Genomic DNA, 22839 nt, shown 5'->3' with positions numbered 1-22839 from the left:
GGGGTATGAACGGGGCGGCTCAGGCGGCCACTTCGAGCTTCATGTCGTCGGTGAGCCTGATGCGCTTAAGGTCTATAAGCTGCCAGATCGCCTCGCGGATAAGCGTGTCGTTGAGCTTCTTTTCGGTCGTGAGCTTGTTTATGAGCTCCCTCGGGCCGAAGGGCTCGCGGAGCGCACCGAGCGCGTCAAGAATCTCGCTCTCGACCTCTTTCGCCAAATCACTTTTCCTGGGCACCATGTTCGTCTCCGGCAACGCTCGTCTTTAATCCGCAAGCCCTGATCATGGCTTACACCATAAATATAACACACACAATGTGTGTTTTAATATACTGGAAGACAATCGCTCCAGGCCCGCTATGGAATCTCGCACTTCCTTACGATAATCATCATATTGCAAGCTGTGTAAACAGCGCAGCAATACCCCTCCGGGCCGGCGGGCCACGCCCGCAGGATATCGAAGTGGCAGCGCTCTGCCTTTGACACCAGCCGCGCTTCAGGTGATTTTAGCAACTTCGGCGCTATGCCGAAAAAGACACTACGTGTCCACGCCACGCGTGCCGGAATTCGACGTAGCCGACCTGGAAATTCATAGCAACGCCCGGTCGTCTGTTCCAATTAATCACCAGCCTTGCCCCGCCGAAGACATCGAGTGGATGAGCGTTAAAAATCCGACCTACCTTACTCTTCCCTCCCCCTCCCAGGGGGAGGGTCAGGGTGGGGGTATAGTATTTGGAGGATTTAGCGAAGGAACGATGATTTTGCACGCCTCGCATGCAGGAAATCGAAGTAGCAGCGCCTTGCTGTTACCACCTGCCGCGCTTCCGGTGCCCGTAGCGTCCGAACGAGCTACGCAGAAAACCACACTACGTGTGTGCTACTTTTCATCAAGGAAAAGTAGAAAACACTTGCACCACTATTAGCTAGCTCGAAACGTCCCCTTCAGCCACTGAAGCCCCCGGCAGTAAACAATCTAAGCGGCAGCGCTTCGCCATTGCCGCCTGTCACACTTCAGGTGGTTTATCACGCGGGTCCTTGAAATACTTCGCCGGCTTGTTTTATAATTGGTTAATTCCTGAAAGGGGGTGTGAATATGAGTAGAATTCGGGTTTCCTTATCGATTGCCATCCTTTCCTTCGGATTCGCGATTCTGACGCTGCCCGACGACGGGCTTGCGGGCGTGATGCCGATACCGATCTCATGCTGCCAGCAGGAGGGCTCATGCTTCGACATCACCGATGGACCGGCGTCGTGCACGGACACGGGCGGAATCATCATGGACAACGCCCTGTGCAGCGAGATCTCGGGCCAGTGCGTGGGCGGCGGCGAGACGAGCTCCATCCCGGCGCTCTCCGAATGGGGACTCATGGCGGCCGCGGTGATCCTCGGTGCAGCGGGGTACCTGGCGGCTCGAAGAAGAAAGAAAGCCGCCGCGTAAAGTCCCCGTCGGTTAGGGAGCCGGGCGGTGGAAAAGAAATCCGGACTCATTTTATCGCGGGCCTGAGAGGCCGGCGGCCGGGAGGGTTTGCGCCCTTGAATTTGCCACCCCGGCTGGAACCCGCCGTGTATACTTCCAGTGTCATGCATATAAACATCACTGCCCTCAAGCCGCTCCTGCTTTTGACGGCGATCGTCCTCCCTCTCCTCGCCATACAGCACGATTCCACGGCTCAGACCAGGACCCACGACTTCGGAAAAACGCGCTGGGGCATGTCGCCCGCGCAGGTGAAGCTCACGGAAAACTCCGTCCCCACGGGCGAGGGGCCGGTCCCTCCGTACGACTTCGCCCTGACGTATAACGGCAAGTTCGGCGAGCTCGACGCCGAGATCGGATACATGTTCACGGACGACAAGCTCGTCCTCGGCGGATACGCCGTCACGGCGCAGTACGACGATCCGGCGCGGTACGTGAAGAATTACGAGACGGTGAAAGCGATGCTCACGGAAGAGTACGGCGCGCCCGCACTGGAAGACGCCTACTGGAAGGACGAGGCGTCGCAGACGGGGCCCGAGGGATACGGCAAGGCCGTCTCGGAAGGCGCGCTCCTTCTCCAGGCGGCGTGGCGCGAGCCGGGGACGGAAATATTCCTCACGCTCGAAGGCAAGAGCGGGCGGACGGTGCTGTCGGCGCTCTATTACAGCACGGAGCTCAACCCCCGCGTCGAGGAGCGGCGGCTGCAACAGGAATTGAAGGAATTCTCCGAGCCCGCTCCGGAGGAATCAGGCGACGCGCAGCCGGAATAAACGATCTTAAATCCCCCAGTATCGCTTTGTTCCAGTTCATTACGGTACTGGATGGAGGCCGAGGTCTTAAGCGAAGGCGTCCAATTCACTCGTTCGGAATTGTTCCTCCGGCTACGCGAGGCTTTAGGCTTTACAGAGCTATCAGGCTACGCTGAGACTTCGCCCCGACAGGCCTTTTTCCAGGGGGAAAAATGATAACAGCACATCTTTAATTCCCTCCTTAGAAAAAGGAAGGTTAGGGAGGATTTATTAAGCCGCCGCCCCTTCTCCCCCGCAATCATACCCCACTCCTTCCTTTTTCCCCTCCCCTTCTTAAGGGGAACGAATGCGAGCAAGCGAGTATTCGGACGCCCTCGCCCCACTACACCAGAGCTCATCCGGTACCGCTCAGAAGTAGCTGAAACCAAAACAGTCCGGGTGGTGGGTTACCTTATATCATTACGGCGATGCTTGAAATGACATTGCTCGGAGATGCTAATTGCACCGTCCCGGCTATGCCCGGTTTCCTGCGGACGTGGTCCGCATCAAGCCGACGCCTTCCTTCTGTTCATAACGATAAATCCGACTATTCCCAAAATGCCCGCCATCGCAATTAAACCCCATTTGCTTAATTTCACCCTCTCCCTTTAGGGGAGAGGGCCGGGGTGAGGGTGTACCTTGTTATATATAAATCAAGCCGACGCCCTTCTCTTCCTCATCGCATAGAACATCCCGACGAGCGCGAACCCCGCGGCCGCCGCGATCATCCCCCACTCGCTCAGCGTCGGAATCGCGCTGACCTCCATCTCGTATTCGACTATGCACTCCCTGACATTCGGACACGGCAAATCGTTCCATCCCCCCAGCTCACCGCTGAACTCGAGACAGCTATTGCAATCATTCCCCACACAGTCGCCGCTCGGCTCTCCCGGGGCCCATGCGGTATATATGAACGGCTCGCCGGTTATCCATAGCCAACCCTGGTCGGGCTGAGTGGCGCTCGGAGACTGGAAACCTCCCAGCCAGGAGAGGCCGCAGCCGAGCCCCGCGATAAAAGCATTCTCTTCGGGCGTGGTTATCGTCGCGAGATGCCCGCGCAGGTCGTCGAATGTCAGGCTGTAGGCGTATTGGTTCGCCTGAGTCCAATTCCTCCCGCACGGAACGCATTCATAATAATGTCCGTTTTCCGGATTCAACACCGGCTGCGCTTCGCTCGCGGCAGGCAGCCCTAAAAATAAAATCGACAATAAAAACAAAGCGGCAGTGATCGTTTTGTTCACATATCCTCCATACTCGTAATTTAATGAAAAGAAATCATACTATTTGGCATTATTCATTGTCAACTAACAATAAAAATAGTTTCTAAACATTCTCCGAGACTCCATCCGGCGGCGTTTGACCCTCGACCGCGCCCCCTGCTTGAGGCCGCAAGGAGTGAAATCCGCCGGATCATTGGTTATCATTTCACCGCTCCCGGGAGCAACGGCGCGCTCATGAACATGGACCCGAAATTCGTCGCTGGAATCCTGATTTACGACAACGTCGAGGCGCTCGACTTCGCCGGTCCTTTCGAGGTGTTCAGCGTCGTCCGCCACGCGGAAGCCCCGTTCATAACCGACACCTGCGCCGTGCGGATTCTGCTCGTCGCCGAGACGGCAGAGCCCGTGACGGCGATGGGCGGGATGAAGGTAATCCCCGACTGCGACTTCGCTTCGTGCCCTCCCCTCGACGTGCTCATAGTCCCCGGCGGGCCGGGCGAGAGGACGGAGCACGACAACCCGGCAGTGCTCGACTTCATACGCAGGCGCTCGCGCGAAACGAAGATCACGGCCTCCGTCTGCACGGGTGCGTTCTTCCTCGGCAAGGCCGGGCTCCTCGAAGGACGCCGCGCGACGACGCACTTCATGTCGATAGGCCGCATGCGCGGGATGTTCCCCGGGGTCGAGGTCGTCGAAGGCGCGCGCTACGTAGACGAAGGCGGCATAATCACATCCGCCGGGATCTCGGCCGGGATAGACATGACCCTCCACATCCTGAAACGCCTCCTCGGCGAAGACGCCGCCCTCGCTGCTGCGGAAATGATGGAGTATGGGCATGGAGAGTAAAAAATGGATTTACACAATCTATTGTATTTATATTCGCATTTTTGCAATCATATTTTGCTATGTATTATCATAACCATCATCATTGATTAAGTTATTCTTCCTAATATTTCTCGCATTTTTTATCGTATTTTATTTGACAATTTATCTTGCAGCATTTATCTTTAATTGCGGAGAAGAAATGCCACTAACACACGAAAAACTGATCGGATTCGACTTATTGAACAAACTTCAACACGGGAATAAAGACTATTACTTTGAGAAGTTTGTGGAGTTGAACTATATTATCTCGGAAATCAACAGCATCGATAAATTCATTAAAGAGACCCCCTCTTTTCCCGGCTCAACAGACAAAATCATCAGAAGCGAGATGAATATGGCCATCGGCTCGACGCTCGCTATCGAGGGTATACATCTCAGCACCGAAGAAATCGAGGAATCTTTTCGCAAAGCCTCGGTCAACGAAACGCTCCTCAGGAAAGAACGCGAAGCCCAGAACTCGAAAAACGTCTATGACTTTATAATCGATACAGTCAATTTGCATACAACGGATAATAAGCCTTTCATATTCACAGAAAGCTTAATCAGACATATACACAAGCTATTCACGGCTGATCTGGACTACGTCGGGAATGCGCCCGGTGACTACAGGGGAGAGTATAAAGCCACGTTCGGATATCCAAGACGTGAAGGGATATGCCGCAACAGGGCCGAAGTCGAGCAGGCCATGAAATTATTTATCCAATGGCTCAATACTCCGTATAAAGATTTACTTTCTCGAGAACCTCTGGTAAAGGCGATAACCGCACATTTCTACCTTGCTGAAATCCATCCCTTCTCAGACGGCAACGGACGCACCGCAAGGGCACTCGAAGCATTGATTTTATACCTTAACGGTATTAACAGATATTGCTTCTGGTCACTGGCGAATTTCTGGAGCGCTAACAGGGATGAGTACATAGCAAGGCTCGGGGAAATTCGTTCCAATTGCGACCCGCTCAATTTCATCGAATGGGGCCTCAGAGGCTATCTTCAGGAAGTTACAAGAATCAAAGAGAAAGTTCTTAAAAAGCTGAAGCAGATAATGCTGAAGGACTATACTCGATTCCTTCTAAAGAACAAGAAAACGGAAGACATACGAATTAACCAGCGAATAGTTGATATCATCGACCTGCTGATCGATCAAGGTCAACCAGTTCCGCTAGAGAAATTCACATCCAGCCCACCGGTCCAGGCACTTTACAAGAACGTTACTACGAGCACATGGTACAGGGATCTTGCAAAGATGAATGATTACTCATTAATCAAGATAAGTGAAAAGGATGATCCGAAAACTACATACGTCGAACCAAATTTCTCCGTACTCGAACTTATTAGATACAATGTAAAATGAATGTTTGCTAAATATTAACCCCTCGCCCACCACACCTTCACCATCCCGTACACGAGCGCGATTATCGTCGCGGCGTAAAGGAGCGCGTGCAGCGTGACGGCGCTTGCGACCTCGGGCGGCGCCCAGTCGCCGGCGATCGAGTTCAGCCCCAGGTAGATGAAGAGCACCGACATCGCGGCGTTCGCCACGCCCGAAACGACGCCCGGCCAAAGCAGGAGCCCGAGAAAGAACACGGCGAATATGCCCGCGTCGAGCAAGATGCCGTCGAGGCCCGCGGGCTTCCCTCCGGCGGTTCCCAGCACGAGCACCACGAGCCCCGCCGCGAACCACAGCAAGTGCCCGCCCGTCAGAGCCAGCGCCGGAAACATCGGCGAGCGCCGCCTGCTCCGGGCGAGGCCGATCAGCAAACCCGCCGCCGCGACGCACCCCGCCATAACGCCGACCGAGTAATAGCCGAACTGCTCGCCCAGTGCGTAGAGGATAAACAGCACGGCCAGCGCCGATATCGCGATTTTCGTCCAGGGCCTCTTGCGCGGGGGAGAATATTCCGGGCGCTTCACCTCGGGGCGCGGCTCGTCCCCCTCCCTTTGCAATCGCTTTTTGAACTCGTGGAGCTCGCCCGTATCCGGCCTGCCGAACACACCGGCATCGACTGCCGTGCTCCCCCTGTCCGCCGCCGTCTCGCCGCGAGGGACGAGCCGCTTCACAGTCTCGACGAGCCGCCCGGCCGCGAGCCCTGCCGAAGCCCCCTGCGCGGATATCCTGTGCGAGGGCGCGATATAATATTCGAGCTCGGGGTCGAACGGCGTCTTGTCGGCGTGGAAGGAAACGACGGGCGTCCCTTCGTCCACCGCCCGCTCGACCTCGCGGAGCAGCCGCCGCGACCCGCGCGCGTTCCACGAAAAGATCAGGAGGAGCGCCCCGCTCGCGTCGATATCCTCGTAGACCGCCCTTTCTCCGGCCTTCCCCCGCGCCCCGGCCGGGCCGAGCGTCGCCGAAAGGCCCTCTACTTCAAGCGCCTCCGCGAGCGTCTCTGCAATCTCCCTGTCGCTGTCCGAAAAGCTTATGAATACGTCGTGCTGCAAGTAACGGGCCCCCCGGTCTTATCCTTATAAGTATATCGCACGTCTATTTATTTCTGCAGAACACCGGCACCGCTGCCCTGACGCCTGTTATGGAATCACGCCAGCTCACCGAAACACATAAAATTGCAAGCCGCGTGCTTGTCGCGGCGAAGCCACGCGTAGCCGGACGCGGCGCAGCAATACCCCTCCGGGCCGGCGCACCACATGCGCAGGATATCGAAGTAGCAGCATTACGCTATTACCACCTGCCGCGCTTCAGGTGGTTTTGTCGAAAATCCCCTAATATTGCAAGCCGTGTAAACGGCGAAGCAATACCCCGCCGGGCCGTGCGGACTGTGTCCGCGGACAATCGAAGTAGCAGCATTACGCTATTACCACCAACCGTGCTTCAGATGGTTTTAGCAACTTCTGTGCTACGTCGAGAAACACACATACGTGTGCACGCCACGCGTGCAGGAATTCGACGTGGCAGCTTTGGAAATCCATAGCAACGCCCGGTCGTCTGTTCCATTTAATCACCAGCCTTGCCCCGCCGAAGACATCGAGTGGATGAGCGTTAAGAATCCGACCTACCTTACTCTTCCCTCCCCCTCCCAGGGGGAGGGTCAGGGTGGGGGTAAAGTATTTGGAGAATTTAGTGAAGAAGCGATGATTTTTAGCACAATTTTCCTCCGTCCCGTGATTTTTGCTACTTTTCATCAAGGAAAAGTAGAAAACACTTGCGCCACCACTACCAGCTAACTCAGAACTTCCCCTTCGCCACCGGCGGACAGTGTCCGCTGACACATTCGAAGTAGCAGCATTACGCTATTGCCACCTACCGCGCTTCCCGAGCTTAAGTCTCTGAACCATGTCCCGGACTCGATCCGGGATCATTTCAAAATCTCGCCTTTAGGCCCCTGCCTACGCCGGCCGAGCCTGCCGCCCTTGCAGATATCCCATCGGGCGAACATAATATATCCCGTAACCGAGGCGGCCCGTATGAAACACTCCCCAATCGCCGCGATAGCGATCCTCACGCTCGCCATTCTCGCGCCGTCGTGCTCGCGCGACAAGACGCCCGACATAAGGGACGCCAGGTGGGGCATGTCGAAGGCCGAGGTCAAGAAGGCCGAGAAAGCCGAGCTCATGAAAGAGGGCGAGAACATCCTTACGTACCGAATCGGCGGCGAGCCCGATAAAACGGAAGGAACCTTCACGGTCACAGTCGATCAAAACGGCGAAACCCGCGACGCGCTGGTGACCATCGAAACGATCAGGAACGAGCCCTCGTGGGACCTCGTCTACGTCTTCGAGGACGGCAAGCTCGCCACGGCCGCCATACACCTCAGGGACACGTTCGACGACCCGGCCGACTACGTTTCCCTCATGAGAGAAAAATCCCTCGCCATATCGAAGGAGCTCGACACCCCGGCCGCCGGCGTCGCCGAGTACGGCGACAACCCGCGAAAGGACGACCCGTACTCCGCCCCCGAAGAGATATGCGAGGGAAAATATTCGCTCAGGCACGTGTGGCCGACCGTAAGGGACAGGACGGATATATCCATCGAGCTCGACGCGAAGAAGAACGTCACAACCCCCGATTGCAATCTTTCCGTATTCTACGAGAGCGTGAAATACCCCGTCGAGCCCGCCCTGTCGCAGGACCTCCACGATCTTCTGTGAACTCTATTTAGAAAACGAAAAAAACTCGGTTCACTTTTTATTCTATAATATTGCTATTCATAGATGCACTCAGCATAATTGATTCTCAAGGTATATTAAATATCGTTATTGATTTTGCCGACATAGATGAAACAAGCAAAAAAGATAAAGACGCTTAAGATTGAAAAGTCTGATTATGTATCTTCAGACATTGCCTTTTCGTATCCATATACAAACTATAAACTTCGACATGTCAACAGTCGAAAAGAAGTAGGTAGTTCTATGCGAAGAAATGGCCGATTACCTTTCTTAGATTTTTTTGCTGGAAGCGGTCTAGTTAGTGAGGGGCTTAAAGCTTATTTTACTCCGGTTTGGGCCAACGATATTTCAGAAAAGAAAGCTGCAGTATTTACCGCAAATCACCCTAAAGGGATTTTCAAGCTCGGTCCCATTGAAGATGTAAAAGGCAGCGAATTACCCCCAGCCTTTCTTTCATGGGGAAGCTTTCCTTGTCAAGATCTTTCATTAGCGGGTAATATGGGCGGTCTTTCAAAAAAGAGAAGCGGTTTGGTATGGGAATGGTTTCGTGTCATGGATGAAATGACTATCAAACCATCAATCGTTGTAGCAGAAAATGTAGTAGGGCTTATATCTATGTCAAATGGAGTCCACTATAGACAATTGCATGAGGCTTTCATTGAAAGAGGTTACAAAGTCGGCGCTGTAATTATTGATGCAAGCTACTGGGTTCCTCAATCGAGAAAAAGAGTTTTTGTAATTGCGGTAAATAAAAACATGGATACATCAGAATTCGAATCGATACACCCCATATGGTGTCATCCAGTATCTCTGCAAAATGCGGCAAAAAGTTTATCTAAATGGATTTGGTGGCGTATTCCACAACCATCATCTAGAAGTATAAACCTTGAAGATATAGTTGATTTGGACGCCTCTACATATGATGATCGAAGAAATACACAGATCCTAAATCTCATCCCGGAAAGACATAGAGAAAAAATAGAAATTGCTTATAGGAAGGGCCATTCGATCTTCCCCGGATATAAACGCATAAGAAATGGCCGCCAAGTCCTTGAATTGCGCTTTGACAGCACGGCAGGTTGCTTAAGAACGCCTCAGGGAGGAAGCAGTAGACAATTTTTGGTTATACGCCAAAATGGTTCATGGAAGACACGCCTTATTACTGTGAGAGAAGCAGCTAGGCTTATGGGAGTCCGAGATTCATATAAGATTCCCGGATCATATAACGATGGGTACCTCGCAATGGGAGATGCAGTTGCCGTACCCGTTACTCGTTACATCGCTCGTTACCTTCTCTCACCTCTAGCTTATAGTGCAGATACATAATATGAAGATATACGAATTGCTGCACAAATTTGCCTTGGACAATAAAATGAAGGGGAAAGGTCCGTTATCAGTGGCGTTAGTTGTCACCAGACATGCTAAAGAACATGGACTCCCAATAAAGTCAGATGAACTTCTAACTGAACAAGGTGGACAAGTTAAAAACTTGGGGAAAGCCAGAGTTCAGAGCATTCTCAAAGATTATGATATAGAACGAGTGCTGGCTCAAGAAGGTGGAAGAACCAGCCGAGGAAGCATCGGCAAAACGAAAAAATACTTGGAATTCTTGAATGACCTTCACCAGAAGGGAGAAGTAGATCTTGCAATTGTTGAACAATGGTGGATTGAGCGAGTTAAGGAATACTTCGCAGCGAAGCCATTCATTTTGAACTTTGACACATACAAATCAATTCGATCGGTAATTCATAATCTTTTAGATCAAGCACAGAAAAGGCAATCGGAGTCTCCTGGGACGACATTCGTTGGAACCATGCTTCAACATTTAGTTGGAGCCAAGTTAAGTTTGATCATGGATAAAGCAGTTGAGCATCATGGTGCTTCTGTTGCTGATGAATCATCGAAAAGGGATGCAGATTTTCTCATCGAAGACGTAGCAATTCATGTGACAGTTTTTCCAACGGACGCGTTAATGCAAAAGTGTACGAAAAACTTAGATAAAAGTTTAAAACCAATAATAATAACAATTAACAAAGGGGTAGCGTCAGCTGAAGGATACGCAGATCAGATGGGGATTAGAGAAAGGATAGATGTATTTGAAGCCGAGCAGTTTTTGGCTGGAAATCTTTACGAGCTTGGAAAATTTGCTCAGTCCGGCAGACGGACGACCGCCGAACAGTTGGTTAGTGAATATAATCGCATCATAGATATGTGTGAGACTGATCCGAGCCTTCGCATTCAGGTTTCACAATGACTGATACCTTCTCTAAAAACAAACGAAGCTGGATAATGAGTAGGGTACATAGTGAGAATACGTCTCCCGAAATTATTGTACGATCTCTCACACATTGCCTTGGCTATCGCTACAGACTCCACAAAAAAGAGCTACCAGGAAAACCTGATTTAGTCTTTCCGTCTCGAAAAAAAGTTATTTTTGTCCATGGTTGTTTTTGGCATGGTCATAATTGCACTAGAGGTAATCGTAGACCAAAAACAAATCAAGTTTATTGGCAAATGAAAATCCAACGAAATAAGATTAGAGATCAAAAACATACTCAAGAATTGCTGCTGTTAGGATGGCGAACTTTAACGATTTGGGAATGTCAATTAAAAAATCCTGAAGACCTTAAATGTATATTAAAATCGTTTCTCGGCTCTAAATAGTCGGTCACATTAATACTTTTCAAACGTCTCATCTTTTCCTGAAATATACCCCCTCCGGGTGCCTCTGACAGCGCTTCCGGCCGGCCGCCGCGATTTTCATCTCCGCTCCAAAAGCACTTCTATCCCTTCTCCGCACATAGTATAATGGGGCATCAATTAAATATTTAGCGAGGAGCGGAATGATGAAAATTTTGTCTACGTTGGTGTTTCTTGCTTTCCTTGCCGCTGCGCCGTCTCTCCACGCACAGCTCCCCGACCTGCCCCCCGAAGCCTGCCTGACGGAGGCCGTTTCCGGATGCCAGAACCCCGAGAGAATGCTCGTGAAATGGAGCGAAGGCACTGATGCGTGGCCCGACCAGGCCTGTAACCCGTTCGACAGCTTCGGAAACTGCAATACGAACGCCTGCGACCAGGCCAACGCCTGGGCGCAGTACGTCTGCGCGTCCAACGGCTACGACGTCGGCATCTGGACGGGAAGGAAGCAGGAGGGCTGCGGGCCCGGCGGGCCGGGCGGCCCCGTAGTGGACGGGACGGGCGCTATCAGCATGTTCTGCGAGGGAACTATCCCGTGCGAGCCGTTTGTCGAAACAGAGTGCGCCCCCACCGACCAGACCCAGGTCGAGATATTCTGCTGCGATACAGGCACGGCTCCCCCGCCCGTAATAGAGACGACTATCCCGACGATGTCCGAATGGGGAATGATGCTGACTGCCGCGGTCCTGGCCGTAATCGGCTTCCTGGCCATACGCAGAAGGAAAGTGCAGGCCTAAGCTAAGCGTCGAATAATCAGTATATAGTGCAGCTTACAAAGGGGAGCCCGCCGCGGCTCCCCTTCCATTTTCAGGCGTTTCCGGTCTTTCTTTTCTTTCTTTTTTCCATTATAAAAGCCTTTTTTCAAAACTCTGGCGCGGCGGCATATTTCGAGGTTATAGTTATAGTTCACCAATCGCAATTCCATTCCGGAGGAGGATGGGGCAAATGAAAAAACCGGGGTTCATATTCACATTACTGATTCTCGTCGCCGCGGCGTTCGGCGCATCGGGAGGCTGCGGCGATAACAACAAGAGCGGCTCGGAAATACCGCCGGACGTACAGGCGGTATTCGACAAGCCGCTTTACGACGGCGCGGCGTGGGGCCTCCGCGTCGAAGACCGGGACACGGGCGAAGTGCTCATCGACCTCAGGCCCGATTACAACTTCTTCATAGGCTCGGTCCGCAAGGTATTCTCCGTGGGCGAGCTCATCAACGAAGTCGGCGCGGGGCACACGACCACGACGCCCATCCACGTTCAGGGAGCTATCGACCCCGACGGCGTCCTCGACGGCGATCTGATACTCGTCGCGACCGGCGACCTCACGATGGGCGGCAGGACACTCCCCGACGGCCGGATAGCGATTACCAATTTCGACCACAACGAGGCCGATTCGCTAGGCAACGCCGTGCTCTCCACGCCCAACCCGATCCGGGGATACATAAACCTGGCGGAGCAGGTTGCGGCCGCGGGCATCACGCGCGTAACGGGCGACGTCGTAATAGACGACAGGCTCTTCGTCCCCTTCCCCTTCAGGAACGAGGGCAACTTCGCGATAAGGCCGATATTCATTAACGACGACTGCGTAGACCTCACCATCGACCCGACGACCGCCGGCAACCCGGCATCCGTCGAATGGCGCCCGGTATCCGCCGCGCTCGATGTCCAGTCCACTATCGAGACCACAGCGCCAGGCACCGAATTCGACGTCGAGCTCGATCCCGAGTTCCCCGCCTGCATAGGCACGCCGGGATGCACGGGCGAAGTATCCGGCGATCTTCCGGTGGATTTCGTGCCGCCGCTCACGAACGCCTTCCCGCTCATCCGCACGTTCCGCATAGTAGAGCCGCAGAACTACGCACGCACGGTGCTCATCGAGCAGCTCGAAGCCGCCGGCGTCGAGGTGGACGCCCCGACGGTCGCCGACAACCCCGTCGGCCTTCTTCCCCCGAAGGACTCCTACTCGGACGACACCATAGTCGCGTCGCTCGTATCGCTCACCGAGGCCCAGCACGCGAAATTCGTGCTCAAGGTCAGCTACAACATCGGCGCGGACACGAGCCTCCTTCTGTGGGGAGTAGCCAGGGGAGTCGATAGCATGAACGACGCCCTCGCGGCCGAAAGAGAGTCGCTCGTCAACGTGCACGGCATACCCGGCAACGAGTTCTTCTTCGTCGACGGCTCGGGCGGCGGCGACACCACAGCGCAGAACCGCGCCGTTACGAAATGGCTCCGCATAATGACCGGGCAGACCGACTTCGCGGCCTTCTACGATGCGCTGCCCATACTCGGCGTAGACGGCTCGCTCGGCTTCGTGACGGACTTCCAGTCCGACCCGACACTGGCCGGCGCCACGGGACAGGTCCGCGCCAAGACGGGCACGTACGCCGCGGGCGACGAATCGGGACTCGTCATCAAGGGCCAGGCCTTCGGCGGATACATAAACGCAAAGAGCGGCAGGAATCTCATATACCAGCTCGTCGTCAACGAAGTGCCGATAACCGAATTCGATCAGCTTCTCGACATATTCCAGGACGAGGGCACGATATCCGCGATACTCTGGCGCGACTTTTAGGCGGACCACGTCCGGCACGCCACGCGTGCAGGATATCGAAGTAGCAGCGCAAGGCTAAGACCACCTGCCGCGCTCCAGGTGGTCTTAGCAACTTCGGCGCTATGTCGAAAACGACACTACGTGTCAGTCATTCCCACCGATTCCGAGCGGGCGAGGAATCACCCTGTTTTAGTCATCCTGAACTTGTTTCAGGATCTAGTCTTTTACTTTTGTCATCTCGAACAAACGTGAAAGATCCGCCTTTCATCCCTTAATATTGCAAGCTGCATAAGCAGCGCAGCAATACCCCTCCGGGCCGTGCGGACTGTGTCCGCAGACAATCGAAGTGGCATCGTTCTGCCCTTGACACCAGCCGCGCTTTAAGTGACTTTAGCAACTTCGTTGCTATGCCGAGAAACACACATACGTGTGCTCGCGTGCCGGAATTCGACGTAGCCGACTTGGAAATTCATAGCAACGCCCGGTCGTCTGTTCCAATTAATCACCAGCCTTGCCACGTCGAAGACATCGAGTGGATGAGCGTTAAAAATCCGACCTACCTTACTCTTCCCTCCCCCTCCCAGGGGGAGGGTCAGGGTGGGGGTATAGTATTTGGAGGATTTAGCGAAGGAACGATGATTTTGCACGCCTCGCGTGCAGGATTCCGAAGTAGCAGCAGTCTTGCTATTACCACCTGACGCGCTTCAAGTGACTTTAGCACCTTCTATGCTATGTCGAAAAAGACACTACGTGTCCGGCCCGGCGGACTGTGTCCGCTGACATTCGAAGTAGCAGCGTCGTTGCCATTATCATCAGACGCGCTTCACGTGGTTATAGTCTCGGAACATCCTACGTCGTAAAACACACTACGTGTGTGCTACTTTTCATCTAGGAAAAGTAGAAAACACTTTCTCCCAATTTATGAGCCAACTCGGAACGTCCCCCGCAAGGACGCCAACCACACAGCCTCCACCAGCTTTCGAAGTAGCAGGGCATTGCCACAATCTCCAGCCGCGCTTCCGATGCATAAGCCTCCCCCAATCATAATATTGCAAGCCGCACTTGTCGCGGCGCTTGTCGGGGCGAAGCCTAAGCATAGCCTGATAGCCATGCGAAGCCTAAAAGCCCGTGGGCGAAGCCGGTCGGGAATTCACTTCCGCCCGCAATTCATCGAGAGCCTTTTCTTTGTGGCCATCATCGTCGTTGCGCATTACATCGAATTAACTTCTTGACTAATACACGTATTTTTAATACCATGAGGTTATGAAGAAACTTATTCTGTCCCCGCTCCTGCTCTGTCTCTTCTTACTTTCATCCTGCGACAGCGGTTCAGACGGCCCGGTAAGCTCGTGCGCATCGGACCAGGACCTCATCGACAGCGACTGCCCGGCCGAAACGCTTGCGGACATCTGCGAGCCGTTCTTCTGCGGATCGACAGGGGGCGACCCGCCAATGTCTGCGGATTTCTTCCTGCCTTTCCCGGAATTAAGCTGCTCCGCCTTCGACTGCTTCACGCTCCAGTGTGGAGATACGTTCTACAGCGTCAACGTCGAAGAGTCCGAGCAGCCGGGCGTAGTGCTTCTTTCGGGGCTGGTCAACGGCGAGCAGGAATATTTCTGCTTCACTAGAGAGCCCGTGTCGAGCCCGTAGCGCCCGCGAGAAATTAAAGCGCTGGATACCGAAGTGGCAGCGCTCTGCCATTGCCACCAGCCGCGCTTCAGACGCTTCCAGCCTCCGAAGGTGCTACGTGTGACTATAACAACCACCGCGCTATGACGAAAAAAAACCTGCACGCCCCTCTCCCCCTGCGAAGGGGGAAGGGAACGTACAGGGTTCATATCCTATATCGAATCGATCTATCCGGCCCGTTAAGCCGACAGCCTCTTCCTGCTTATGGCATAGAACGCGCCGAGTAAGCCGAGCCCGGCCGCTACCGCTATCATGGCCCATTCGGACATCGTCGGAATCTGCTCCACAACCGGCGGAGGAGGAGGCGTGGGCGGAGGAACGTCTGAAATAATCACCCTGAATCCGCCGATGCTATCTCCGGTCCGCTCGTCATAAGGCGGAACACCGTCCTCGTCATAAAAGAACCGCTCGACGAAATAACCGGACGAGTCGGAAGCGGAAGCACGGACAAGCACCTGGTCGCAATTATCATAGGAAGCGTATTCCCCGCCGGCATTGGAGAAACGGATTATAAGCCCGCCGCCCGGGAAGTCGAACGGCGCTTCGACTGTAAACTGCATCTCGTAATTCCCTATTATCGTATCCCCGTTGGGGTTGAGAGGTATCTGCGTGTTAGACACCACCTTCGTGTACGGCAGCGCAGGGTCCGAGCCGCCGTTAGACGTCGCCGCGGCAAGCTCTATGTCCACCTGGACATCCGCCCCGTTCAACGCACCCAGGTCGAACGCGAGAATATCCCCCGCTTTGAGCGTGAAAGGCGGAATGTTCCGGTACACGAATCCCATGTACGGCCCCCACCCGCCAAGGTCATATGCACTGGCATCCGCAAATGGGTAGCAGTTTCCAACATCCGGGGAGTCCGCCAGGATGGTGATGGTTTCCTGCGCCTTCGCAATCCCGCCGACAGCGAATAGCGAGAGCGCAAGCACGAATCCGAGTAACACATTTCTCATTATTTTTATCCTCCTTCGGGATATTTAGGAATATATAAATATGGCGTCTCATTATACTGGAAAAAACAATAAAATCACAAATAAACATTTAAGATTTATTATTTTTGCAATGGAGGGAAATCGGACTGGAATGCAGCATTACAAATGCCGCCGTTATTCTTCCACGGGCGGCATAGGGCCGGGCTCCTGCCAGTTGACGAGCTCGACTATGTTGCCCTCGGGGTCGGTAAGGTAAACGAACGTGACCTCGCCCACGCCCTCTATCCTCCGCGACGTTATCTCGCCGAGCTTGCCGCCGCCGTGCGTCAGCACGAGCTCTTTCCGGCGCTTAAGCTCCTGGACGGTCTCCGTCTCGAAGGCTATGTGCCTCAGCCCCTTGCTGTTGGCGGGCGCGTGGGGCGAGCCGTCGGACGAAACCTCGTACTCTATAATTTCGAGTATCGGGGCCTCCTCGCCATCGTCACCGGGGAATTTCAGGTGTACGCGCCTGAAAGCCGCACCGGGAACGCCCGTCCCCTTTTCGAGCCAATCCCCGGAAAAGCTCTTCTCCGGGAGCGCCGGGGCACAGTCGAAAACGTTGCCGTAAAACTCGGCGAGCTTCGCGAGGTCGCGGGCCGTTATGCTTGCGTGGGCAAATCGAATGCTCATTCAGGGAGCTTAAGCATATATCAACCGCCGATTTCCGCAAGGCGGCGGGCCACGCCCGCAGGATATCGAAGTGGCAGCAGCGCTCGACTATTATCACCCGACGCGCTTCCAGTGGTCTTAGCAACTATCGCGCTATGCCGAAAACGACACTACGTGTCCACGCCTCGCGTGCAGGATATCGACGTGGCAGCTTTGGAAATCCATAGCAACGCCCGGTCGTCTGTTCCATTTAATCACCAGCCTTGCCCCGCCGAAGACATCGAGTGGATGAGCGTTAAAAATCCGACCTACCTTACTCTTCCCTCCCCCTCCCAGGGGGAGGGTCAGGGTGGGGGTATAGTATTTAGAGGATTTAGCGAAGGAACGATGATTTTGCACGCCTCGCGTGCAGGATTCCGAAGTAGCAGCAGTCTTGCTATTACCACCTGACGCGCTTCAGACGGTTTTAGCACCTCCTGCGCTATGCCGAAAATCACCCACCCGCATTCATACGATTTTCACAATCCTTGGGTATCCTATTTTTCATGATAGAAACGAAAAGACTAACACTGATACCGGGCGGTCCGGTAGGCGGCCCCCGGAAGGGCCGGAACGCGGTAACGCTTTACTGCGTGTTATTCCTCGACAGGTACTCGAACAGGGAGCTTGTCTCCGTGTACAGCGACTGGGCGAACGCCGAGGCGTTCCGCAACAGCTCACCGCGGAAGCTCTACATAGAGCCCGAAGTGGTGCGCGGCCTGGACGCGGACAACACCCTCTGGTGCTCCAACGAATGGGGGCCGGGAGGAGTCCTCTCCTTCATCAAGCTGCACAGGACGTACGACGAGGCGATGTACGAATCCGACGGGCGTGGGAAACCGACGCCGGTGCGGGTATCCGACCTCGGCATGATCTACGACAGCTAATCCGGTAGACGCACACCGCGTCCGGCAATTCCGCCGCTTCGCCGCATATCACCGCGAGCGTGGCGGGCAATAATCCCGGCGTTTTGCCGACGGGAGAGTTCCGCCTGCTTTCCGACGGCAACGCCCGGGATTCGGTGCACGGCTCGTCCGGCGCAGCGCGATACAGGATCGGAGCGGCTTGCCGACCGCCCCGGCACGGAGACGGAAGGGCCCCGTCCCCGCCATATCGACGCAAGAGATTTAATCCTTTTCCTATAATCTTTCATCCTCCCTTAGAAAAAGGGGGGGTTAGGGAGGATTTTGTATTAGCCTGTCATTCCTGCAACGATTCCGAGCGAGCGAGGAATCTCCCTGTTTCAGTCATCCTGAACTTGTTTCAGGATCTAGTCTTTTACTTTTGTCATCTCGAACAAACGTGAGAGATCTATCTTTCATCCCATAATATTGCAAGCCGCATGCGCGGCGCAGCAATACCCCTCCGGGCCGTCAAAATTCGCGCACGCCACGCGTGCAGGATATCGACGTAGCAGCTTTGGAAATTCATAGCACCGCCCGGTCGTCTGTTCCATTTAACCACCAGCCTTGCCACGTCGAAGACATCGAGCTTATGAGCGTTAAAAATCCGACCTACCTTACTCTTCCCTCCCCCTCCCAGGGGGAGGGTCAGGGTGGGGGTATAGTATTTGGAGAATTTAGTGAAGAAGCGAAAATTTTTAGCAGAATTTTTCCCGGCCCGTGACTTTTGCTACTTTTGGTCAGGCAAAAGTAGAAAGCCCTTGCACCACCCTTACCAGCTAGCTCAGAACTTCCCCTTCAGCCACTGGAGACCCCCAGCAGTAAACAATCGAAGTGGCAGCGCTTTGCCATTGTCCCCAGCCGCGCTTACGGTACCTATAGTCTCTTGACCCGCTACGCCGAAAATCACACGTATGTGTGTGGTCAGTCAAAAGTAGAAAACCCTTGCACCACTCTTATCAGTTAAATATAGAACTTCCCCTTCGCCACCGGCGGACCGTGTCCGCTGACTTTCGAGCGCACCACGCCCGCTGGAGAAATCCTCACCGCTCTTGTAAACTATTGCCGAATTTATGCCTTCATCCAAAAGGGGAATATTCTCGTTCGCGTCTTCGCTGCTCGGCGGCCGGAAGGCCGGGGGCGGAGCCCCGTCCGCGGGCGAATTGAACGCAAAGGCCGCGGGACTCCTCTCCGCCGGTGACTACCGGAACGCCCTCGCCTCCTTCGACGCGGCCATTGCGGCCGACCCGGAATACTACGCCGCGTGGATAGGCAGGGGGAAAACCCTCTCGGCCCTGGGACGCCACGAAGAGGCGGTTGCCGCGTACGACGAGGCCGTCAAACATAAGCCACCGCACCTTAAGGCGCGGGACGGCGGCTTCGAGCCGTATCACCTCGACAAGCTCGCAAAATTAAACAGGGATGCCGAAAAATACGGCCCTACCCTCTACGACTTCAATGCCGCATGGATCGGCAAGGCCGAGGCGCTCACCGCCCTCTCGCGGCGCGCCGAGGCTGCGGAAGCCTACGCCGAGGCCGCCCGGCTTTCCCCCGAATCCGCCGATGCGTGGGTCCGGACGGGCGACGCCCTTTACGATACGGGAAACGACGAAGAAGCCGTCAAGGCATACGACAAGGCCATCGCGGCCGACCCCCGCCACCATCACTCCTGGACGAGAAAGGGCGACTCCTTCATGCGCCGCGCCGACTATTATTCGGCCCTGGAGTCTTACACCCGCGCCGTTAACATTCTCCCCGAAGACCACTTCGGCTGGTACAGGCTCGGCTCCGCCTATTACGGCCTCGGCAGGTTCGGCGACGCCGCCGACTCGTTCGCCTACGCCACGGGGCTCTCGCCCGCCTACCGCGACGCGCTCTACATGTACGCCCAGTCGCTCGCCGGGATGGGCAGGCTCGAAAAAGCCGCCGAGGCGTACGACAAGGCCATAGCGGCCGACCCTTCGTACGTGGACGCGATAATCGGAAAGGGCGTTGCCCTGTCCATGCTCGGGCGGGAAGACGAAGCCTTCGCGGCCTTCGACAGGGCGATAAAGCTCCGCCCGGATTACTACCTCGCGTGGATAGGCAAAGGCGACGCACTTTATAAGATCGGCAAGCTCCGCGACGCCGCAAGCGCCTTCGACCTCGCGCTCAGGCTGAAGCCCGACGAGCGCCGCGCCGCGCTCAAAAAAGGCGGTGCGCTTAACGAGCTCGGGGAATTCGAGGCGGCGGCCGAGGCCTACGGCGCGGCGATAGCCCTCGACGGCGGAGACCCCGACGCCGTCACGAGACAGGCCGACGCACTCTCCGGCCTCGGGGCGCACGGCAAAGCCGTCGAGCTCTACAGGCAGGCCATCGCGATGCGGCCCGAGCTCCAGGGCGCGTGGCGGGGGGAAGGGCTGGCGCTCCTTGCAATGAACAAACCCTCCGAGGCCGTCGAGGCGCTCGACCGCGCGGCCGGGCTCAAGCCCGACGACCCGCTCACGTTGACGGGCATCGGCGACGCGCTCTTCCGGCTCGGGAAGCTCGAAGACGCCGTAGGGGCATATATGAGGGCGGCGGCGGTCAAGGCGGAGCACATCCCTGCCTGGCTCGGACTTGGCGAGACGTTCCTCCGCGCGCGGAAATTCGACGAGGCTGCATACGCCTTCGACAGGGCGGCGTCTATCGACGGCTCGCTCGCCCGGGCGTGGAGCGGCAAGGCCGCCGCGCTCATGAAATCGGGCGACGTCGATGGCGCGGCCGGGGCGTTCGGCAAGGCGGCGAGCCTCGCCCCCGGAGACTTCGACACGAACCTCGGGCTCGCGGGGGCGCTTTACGGCGCGGGCAGGTATTCCGATGCCGTGGACGCATACGACGCCGCGATAAAGCTCTCGCCCGTGAGTCCGGCGGCCTGGTACGGCCGTGGCGCGTCCCTCCTCGCCTCGGACAAGTACGCCCCCGCGCTCGAAGCCTTCGAGAGGGCGCTCTCTTTCGACCCCGGCGATTGCGCCGCGCACAACGCGAAGGGCGCTGCGCTCCTCGGGCTGGAAAGATACGACGAAGCGCTCGCGGCGTTCGGCGAGGCCACGGCGCTCAACCCCGAAAACGCCGCAGCGTGGTGCAACAAGGCCGCAGCCCTATCGAGCCTCCACCGCTACGACGACGCCATCGACGCCTGCGCCGAGGCCGTCGGCCTCGAAGGCTGGTGGAGCGCCCCGCGCATCCGTCTCGCGGGGATTTACCTCACGCTCGGCGACACAGAAAACGCGTACTCCATAATACGCGCCGCCGTCGACAAAATCGGCGCGAGCGCCGAGCTGCTTTCCACGCGCGGCAAGATAGAGCTCGAGCGCCAGGACTACGCCGCTGCCGCCGAGTCGTTCAGGGAAGCGGCAGCGCACGACCCCGGCGACCCGGGGCATCTCCTCTGGCAGGCGTACTCGCGGTTCCTCGCTTTCGAAAGGCCCGGCACGGAGGACGCCGCCTTCAGGCAGAACCTCCTGTCGGTCGTCGCGCTCCTCGAAAAGGCCGGGAACCTCGCCGCGGAAAAAGAGCCCGCCGCCGAGGCCCCCCCGCTGCCGTGGATGATGAACGGGCACGAAACGCCCGCGCCCGCTTCGCCTTCACTCCGGGCGAAGATACTCCACTTCACGGCCTACTGCTACTACAGGCTGAAGTACTACGACAACGCGCTGGCCGCGCTCGCCGAATGCGCGAAAGAGGACAAATCCGGCGAAACCCGCGCACGGCGAACGCTCTCGAACATCTGGAAGAACAAGCTGAGGCCGCCGTTCTGGAGGTGGTGGCTGTCGGACCCCGTGAGCCCGTGGCCGAAGAGGATAGCGTTCGGCGCGCTCGTCCTCTCGCTCGTCACGCTCCTCTTCATACACCCTCTCGTATGGCGGCTCATCGCCCCCTACGAAGTCAACTGGACACTCTACGCGACGCTCACATTCATCGTAATCGCCATCATCCTGCTGCCGCTCTTCGAGAGGACCCGCGACTCGGAATTCGAGTTCCGCATGAGGCCGGACTACACGTTAAGGCCCGTGATCTCCACCGTCAGCATCGAGGAGCACATGAGGGACAAACGGCGGCGCGACCGCCTCGCCGCAGCCGAAAGACAGCGGGTGCAGGCCCCCTCACCCCGAAAGCCGCGCTGAAGCCGCCGCGCTCCCACCCATCCGTCATTGCGAGCGAAGCGAAGCAATCTCTCTTTTCACCCCCAATCCTTATAATCTGTCATTCCCAAATGTCTTTACCTGCCGCGGCGAAGCTACAGGCCAAGCCGGGTTGGGAATCCATTTCCGCCAGCAATCCGTCAAGCGCTTTTGTCATCTCGAACAACGATTCCAAGCGAGCGAGGAATCACCATATGTCTGTCATTCCTGCAACGAATGCGAGCAAGTGAGTATTCGGACGCCCCCGGCCGACTGCAATTAAGTACCTCCAGTACAGCTCGAAAGCAGCTCAAATCAAAATAGCAGGAACCCATTCAGTTAATCCTTTGTCTTATCTTATTCTTTTCTTCCCCCCTTAGGAAAAGGGGGGAGCAAGGGGGGATTTAGCCTTTCTATTCCGCTTTAAATTGCAAGCTGCGCTTGTCGCGGCGAAGCCATGCGAAGCCGGATGCAGCGAAGCAATACCCCTCCGGGCCGGCGGGCCACGCCCGCTGGATATCGAAGTAGCAGCAGTCTTGCCATTATCACCAGCCGCGCTTCAGGTGATTTTAGCAACTTCGTTGCTATGCCGAGAAACACACATACGTGTGCTCGCGTGCCGGAATCCGACGTAGCCGACCTGGAAATTCATAGCACCGCCCGGTCGTCTATCCTGTTTAATCACCTGACCTGCCCCACCGAAGACATCGAGTGGATGAGCGTTAAAAATCCGACCTACCTTACTCTTCCCTCC

Annotated in this window: 18 protein-coding genes; 13 read left to right on the top strand and 5 right to left on the bottom strand. The window is 55.8% G+C overall.

The genetic code is table 11. The features are described from left to right. Window positions 1-19: 19 nt before the first annotated feature. On the bottom strand, window positions 20-238 hold the full coding sequence (locus tag PKC29_13785; GenBank protein HML96490.1) for a hypothetical protein: 219 nt from the start codon (window positions 236-238) through the stop codon (window positions 20-22). 852 nt (window positions 239-1090) lie between these two features. Here PKC29_13785 and PKC29_13780 point away from each other — a divergent pair. Continuing rightward, window positions 1091-1435, top strand: a complete 345-nt coding sequence (locus PKC29_13780) for an IPTL-CTERM sorting domain-containing protein (GenBank protein HML96489.1) — start codon at window positions 1091-1093, stop codon at window positions 1433-1435. Window positions 1436-1560: 125 nt separating this feature from the next. Then, window positions 1561-2241 (top strand): hypothetical protein, encoded by a 681-nt coding sequence (locus tag PKC29_13775; GenBank protein ID HML96488.1) that lies wholly within the window; start codon window positions 1561-1563, stop codon window positions 2239-2241. Between the two features lie 671 nt (window positions 2242-2912). Here the strand turns inward: PKC29_13775 and PKC29_13770 are convergent. Then, the gene (locus PKC29_13770; protein ID HML96487.1) at window positions 2913-3500 is read right to left on the bottom strand and encodes an IPTL-CTERM sorting domain-containing protein; all 588 of its coding nucleotides are present in this window, start codon (window positions 3498-3500) and stop codon (window positions 2913-2915) included. Between the two features lie 219 nt (window positions 3501-3719). Between PKC29_13770 and PKC29_13765 the strand changes: the two genes are divergently transcribed. Further along, window positions 3720-4325 (top strand): DJ-1/PfpI family protein, encoded by a 606-nt coding sequence (locus tag PKC29_13765; protein HML96486.1) that lies wholly within the window; start codon window positions 3720-3722, stop codon window positions 4323-4325. A gap of 178 nt (window positions 4326-4503) precedes the next feature. Beyond that, window positions 4504-5715 (top strand): Fic family protein, encoded by a 1212-nt coding sequence (locus PKC29_13760; protein ID HML96485.1) that lies wholly within the window; start codon window positions 4504-4506, stop codon window positions 5713-5715. Window positions 5716-5729: 14 nt separating this feature from the next. Here PKC29_13760 and PKC29_13755 read toward each other — a convergent pair whose 3' ends face one another. Next, complete coding sequence (locus PKC29_13755; protein HML96484.1) at window positions 5730-6800, bottom strand: toll/interleukin-1 receptor domain-containing protein; 1071 nt, start codon at window positions 6798-6800, stop codon at window positions 5730-5732. 981 nt (window positions 6801-7781) lie between these two features. On the opposite strand from PKC29_13755, the gene PKC29_13750 reads away from it, so the two are divergent. The 7 genes from PKC29_13750 (at window position 7782) to PKC29_13720 (ending at window position 15383) form a co-directional block, all read left to right on the top strand. Next, window positions 7782-8465, top strand: a complete 684-nt coding sequence (locus PKC29_13750) for a hypothetical protein (GenBank protein ID HML96483.1) — start codon at window positions 7782-7784, stop codon at window positions 8463-8465. A 126-nt stretch (window positions 8466-8591) separates the two neighbouring features. Next, window positions 8592-9809 carry a DNA cytosine methyltransferase gene (locus PKC29_13745; protein HML96482.1) on the top strand — a complete coding sequence of 406 codons (1218 nt, stop codon included), beginning with the start codon at window positions 8592-8594 and terminating at the stop codon, window positions 9807-9809. A 1-nt stretch (window position 9810) separates the two neighbouring features. Beyond that, the gene (locus PKC29_13740) at window positions 9811-10737 is read left to right on the top strand and encodes a DUF4928 family protein (GenBank protein HML96481.1); all 927 of its coding nucleotides are present in this window, start codon (window positions 9811-9813) and stop codon (window positions 10735-10737) included. Continuing rightward, window positions 10734-11147, top strand: coding sequence for a very short patch repair endonuclease (locus PKC29_13735; protein ID HML96480.1), 414 nt, complete (start codon window positions 10734-10736; stop codon window positions 11145-11147). The genes PKC29_13740 and PKC29_13735 overlap by 4 nt, the downstream gene beginning before the upstream one ends. Window positions 11148-11329: 182 nt before the next feature. Continuing rightward, a complete protein-coding gene (locus PKC29_13730) occupies window positions 11330-11917 on the top strand; it encodes an IPTL-CTERM sorting domain-containing protein (protein HML96479.1) in 588 nt (195 codons plus the stop codon). Window positions 11918-12125: 208 nt separating this feature from the next. After that, window positions 12126-13754 (top strand): D-alanyl-D-alanine carboxypeptidase, encoded by a 1629-nt coding sequence (locus PKC29_13725; protein HML96478.1) that lies wholly within the window; start codon window positions 12126-12128, stop codon window positions 13752-13754. A gap of 1242 nt (window positions 13755-14996) precedes the next feature. Beyond that, window positions 14997-15383 carry a hypothetical protein gene (locus PKC29_13720; GenBank protein ID HML96477.1) on the top strand — a complete coding sequence of 129 codons (387 nt, stop codon included), beginning with the start codon at window positions 14997-14999 and terminating at the stop codon, window positions 15381-15383. 218 nt (window positions 15384-15601) lie between these two features. On the opposite strand, the gene PKC29_13715 is transcribed toward PKC29_13720, so the two are convergent. Both PKC29_13715 and PKC29_13710 read right to left on the bottom strand, forming a co-directional pair. Beyond that, entirely contained in the window at window positions 15602-16375 is a 774-nt protein-coding gene (locus PKC29_13715; GenBank protein ID HML96476.1) for a hypothetical protein, read from the bottom strand. A 153-nt stretch (window positions 16376-16528) separates the two neighbouring features. Next, window positions 16529-17023, bottom strand: a complete 495-nt coding sequence (locus tag PKC29_13710; protein ID HML96475.1) for a VOC family protein — start codon at window positions 17021-17023, stop codon at window positions 16529-16531. 524 nt (window positions 17024-17547) lie between these two features. Between PKC29_13710 and PKC29_13705 the strand changes: the two genes are divergently transcribed. Together PKC29_13705 and PKC29_13700 are read left to right on the top strand one after the other, a co-directional pair. Then, entirely contained in the window at window positions 17548-17928 is a 381-nt protein-coding gene (locus PKC29_13705; GenBank protein HML96474.1) for a hypothetical protein, read from the top strand. Window positions 17929-19016: 1088 nt separating this feature from the next. After that, window positions 19017-22088: a tetratricopeptide repeat protein gene (locus PKC29_13700; GenBank protein ID HML96473.1), complete on the top strand. Its 3072-nt coding sequence runs from the start codon at window positions 19017-19019 to the stop codon at window positions 22086-22088. Window positions 22089-22839 lie beyond the last annotated feature (751 nt).

This window comes from Thermodesulfobacteriota bacterium, from assembly GCA_035325995.1.
Lineage (GTDB): Bacteria > Desulfobacterota_D > UBA1144 > Nemesobacterales > UBA2774 > JADLGH01.
The sequence above is the reverse complement of the archived record's forward strand: the minus strand, read 5'-3'. Positions and strand labels throughout refer to the sequence as shown.

What these genes read in the sequence shown, in the direction of transcription:
- PKC29_13785 (HML96490.1), bottom strand. Translation starts at nt 238, where the DNA reads ATGGTGCCCAGGAAAAGTGATTTGGCGAAAGAGGTCGAGAGCGAGATT.
- PKC29_13780 (HML96489.1), top strand. Translation starts at nt 1,091, where the DNA reads ATGAGTAGAATTCGGGTTTCCTTATCGATTGCCATCCTTTCCTTCGGA.
- PKC29_13765 (HML96486.1), top strand. Translation starts at nt 3,720, where the DNA reads ATGGACCCGAAATTCGTCGCTGGAATCCTGATTTACGACAACGTCGAG.
- PKC29_13760 (HML96485.1), top strand. Translation starts at nt 4,504, where the DNA reads ATGCCACTAACACACGAAAAACTGATCGGATTCGACTTATTGAACAAA.
- PKC29_13750 (HML96483.1), top strand. Translation starts at nt 7,782, where the DNA reads ATGAAACACTCCCCAATCGCCGCGATAGCGATCCTCACGCTCGCCATT.
- PKC29_13745 (HML96482.1), top strand. Translation starts at nt 8,592, where the DNA reads ATGAAACAAGCAAAAAAGATAAAGACGCTTAAGATTGAAAAGTCTGAT.
- PKC29_13740 (HML96481.1), top strand. Translation starts at nt 9,811, where the DNA reads ATGAAGATATACGAATTGCTGCACAAATTTGCCTTGGACAATAAAATG.
- PKC29_13735 (HML96480.1), top strand. Translation starts at nt 10,734, where the DNA reads ATGACTGATACCTTCTCTAAAAACAAACGAAGCTGGATAATGAGTAGG.
- PKC29_13730 (HML96479.1), top strand. Translation starts at nt 11,330, where the DNA reads ATGAAAATTTTGTCTACGTTGGTGTTTCTTGCTTTCCTTGCCGCTGCG.
- PKC29_13725 (HML96478.1), top strand. Translation starts at nt 12,126, where the DNA reads ATGAAAAAACCGGGGTTCATATTCACATTACTGATTCTCGTCGCCGCG.
- PKC29_13720 (HML96477.1), top strand. Translation starts at nt 14,997, where the DNA reads ATGAAGAAACTTATTCTGTCCCCGCTCCTGCTCTGTCTCTTCTTACTT.
- PKC29_13715 (HML96476.1), bottom strand. Translation starts at nt 16,375, where the DNA reads ATGAGAAATGTGTTACTCGGATTCGTGCTTGCGCTCTCGCTATTCGCT.
- PKC29_13710 (HML96475.1), bottom strand. Translation starts at nt 17,023, where the DNA reads ATGAGCATTCGATTTGCCCACGCAAGCATAACGGCCCGCGACCTCGCG.
- PKC29_13705 (HML96474.1), top strand. Translation starts at nt 17,548, where the DNA reads ATGATAGAAACGAAAAGACTAACACTGATACCGGGCGGTCCGGTAGGC.
- PKC29_13700 (HML96473.1), top strand. Translation starts at nt 19,017, where the DNA reads ATGCCTTCATCCAAAAGGGGAATATTCTCGTTCGCGTCTTCGCTGCTC.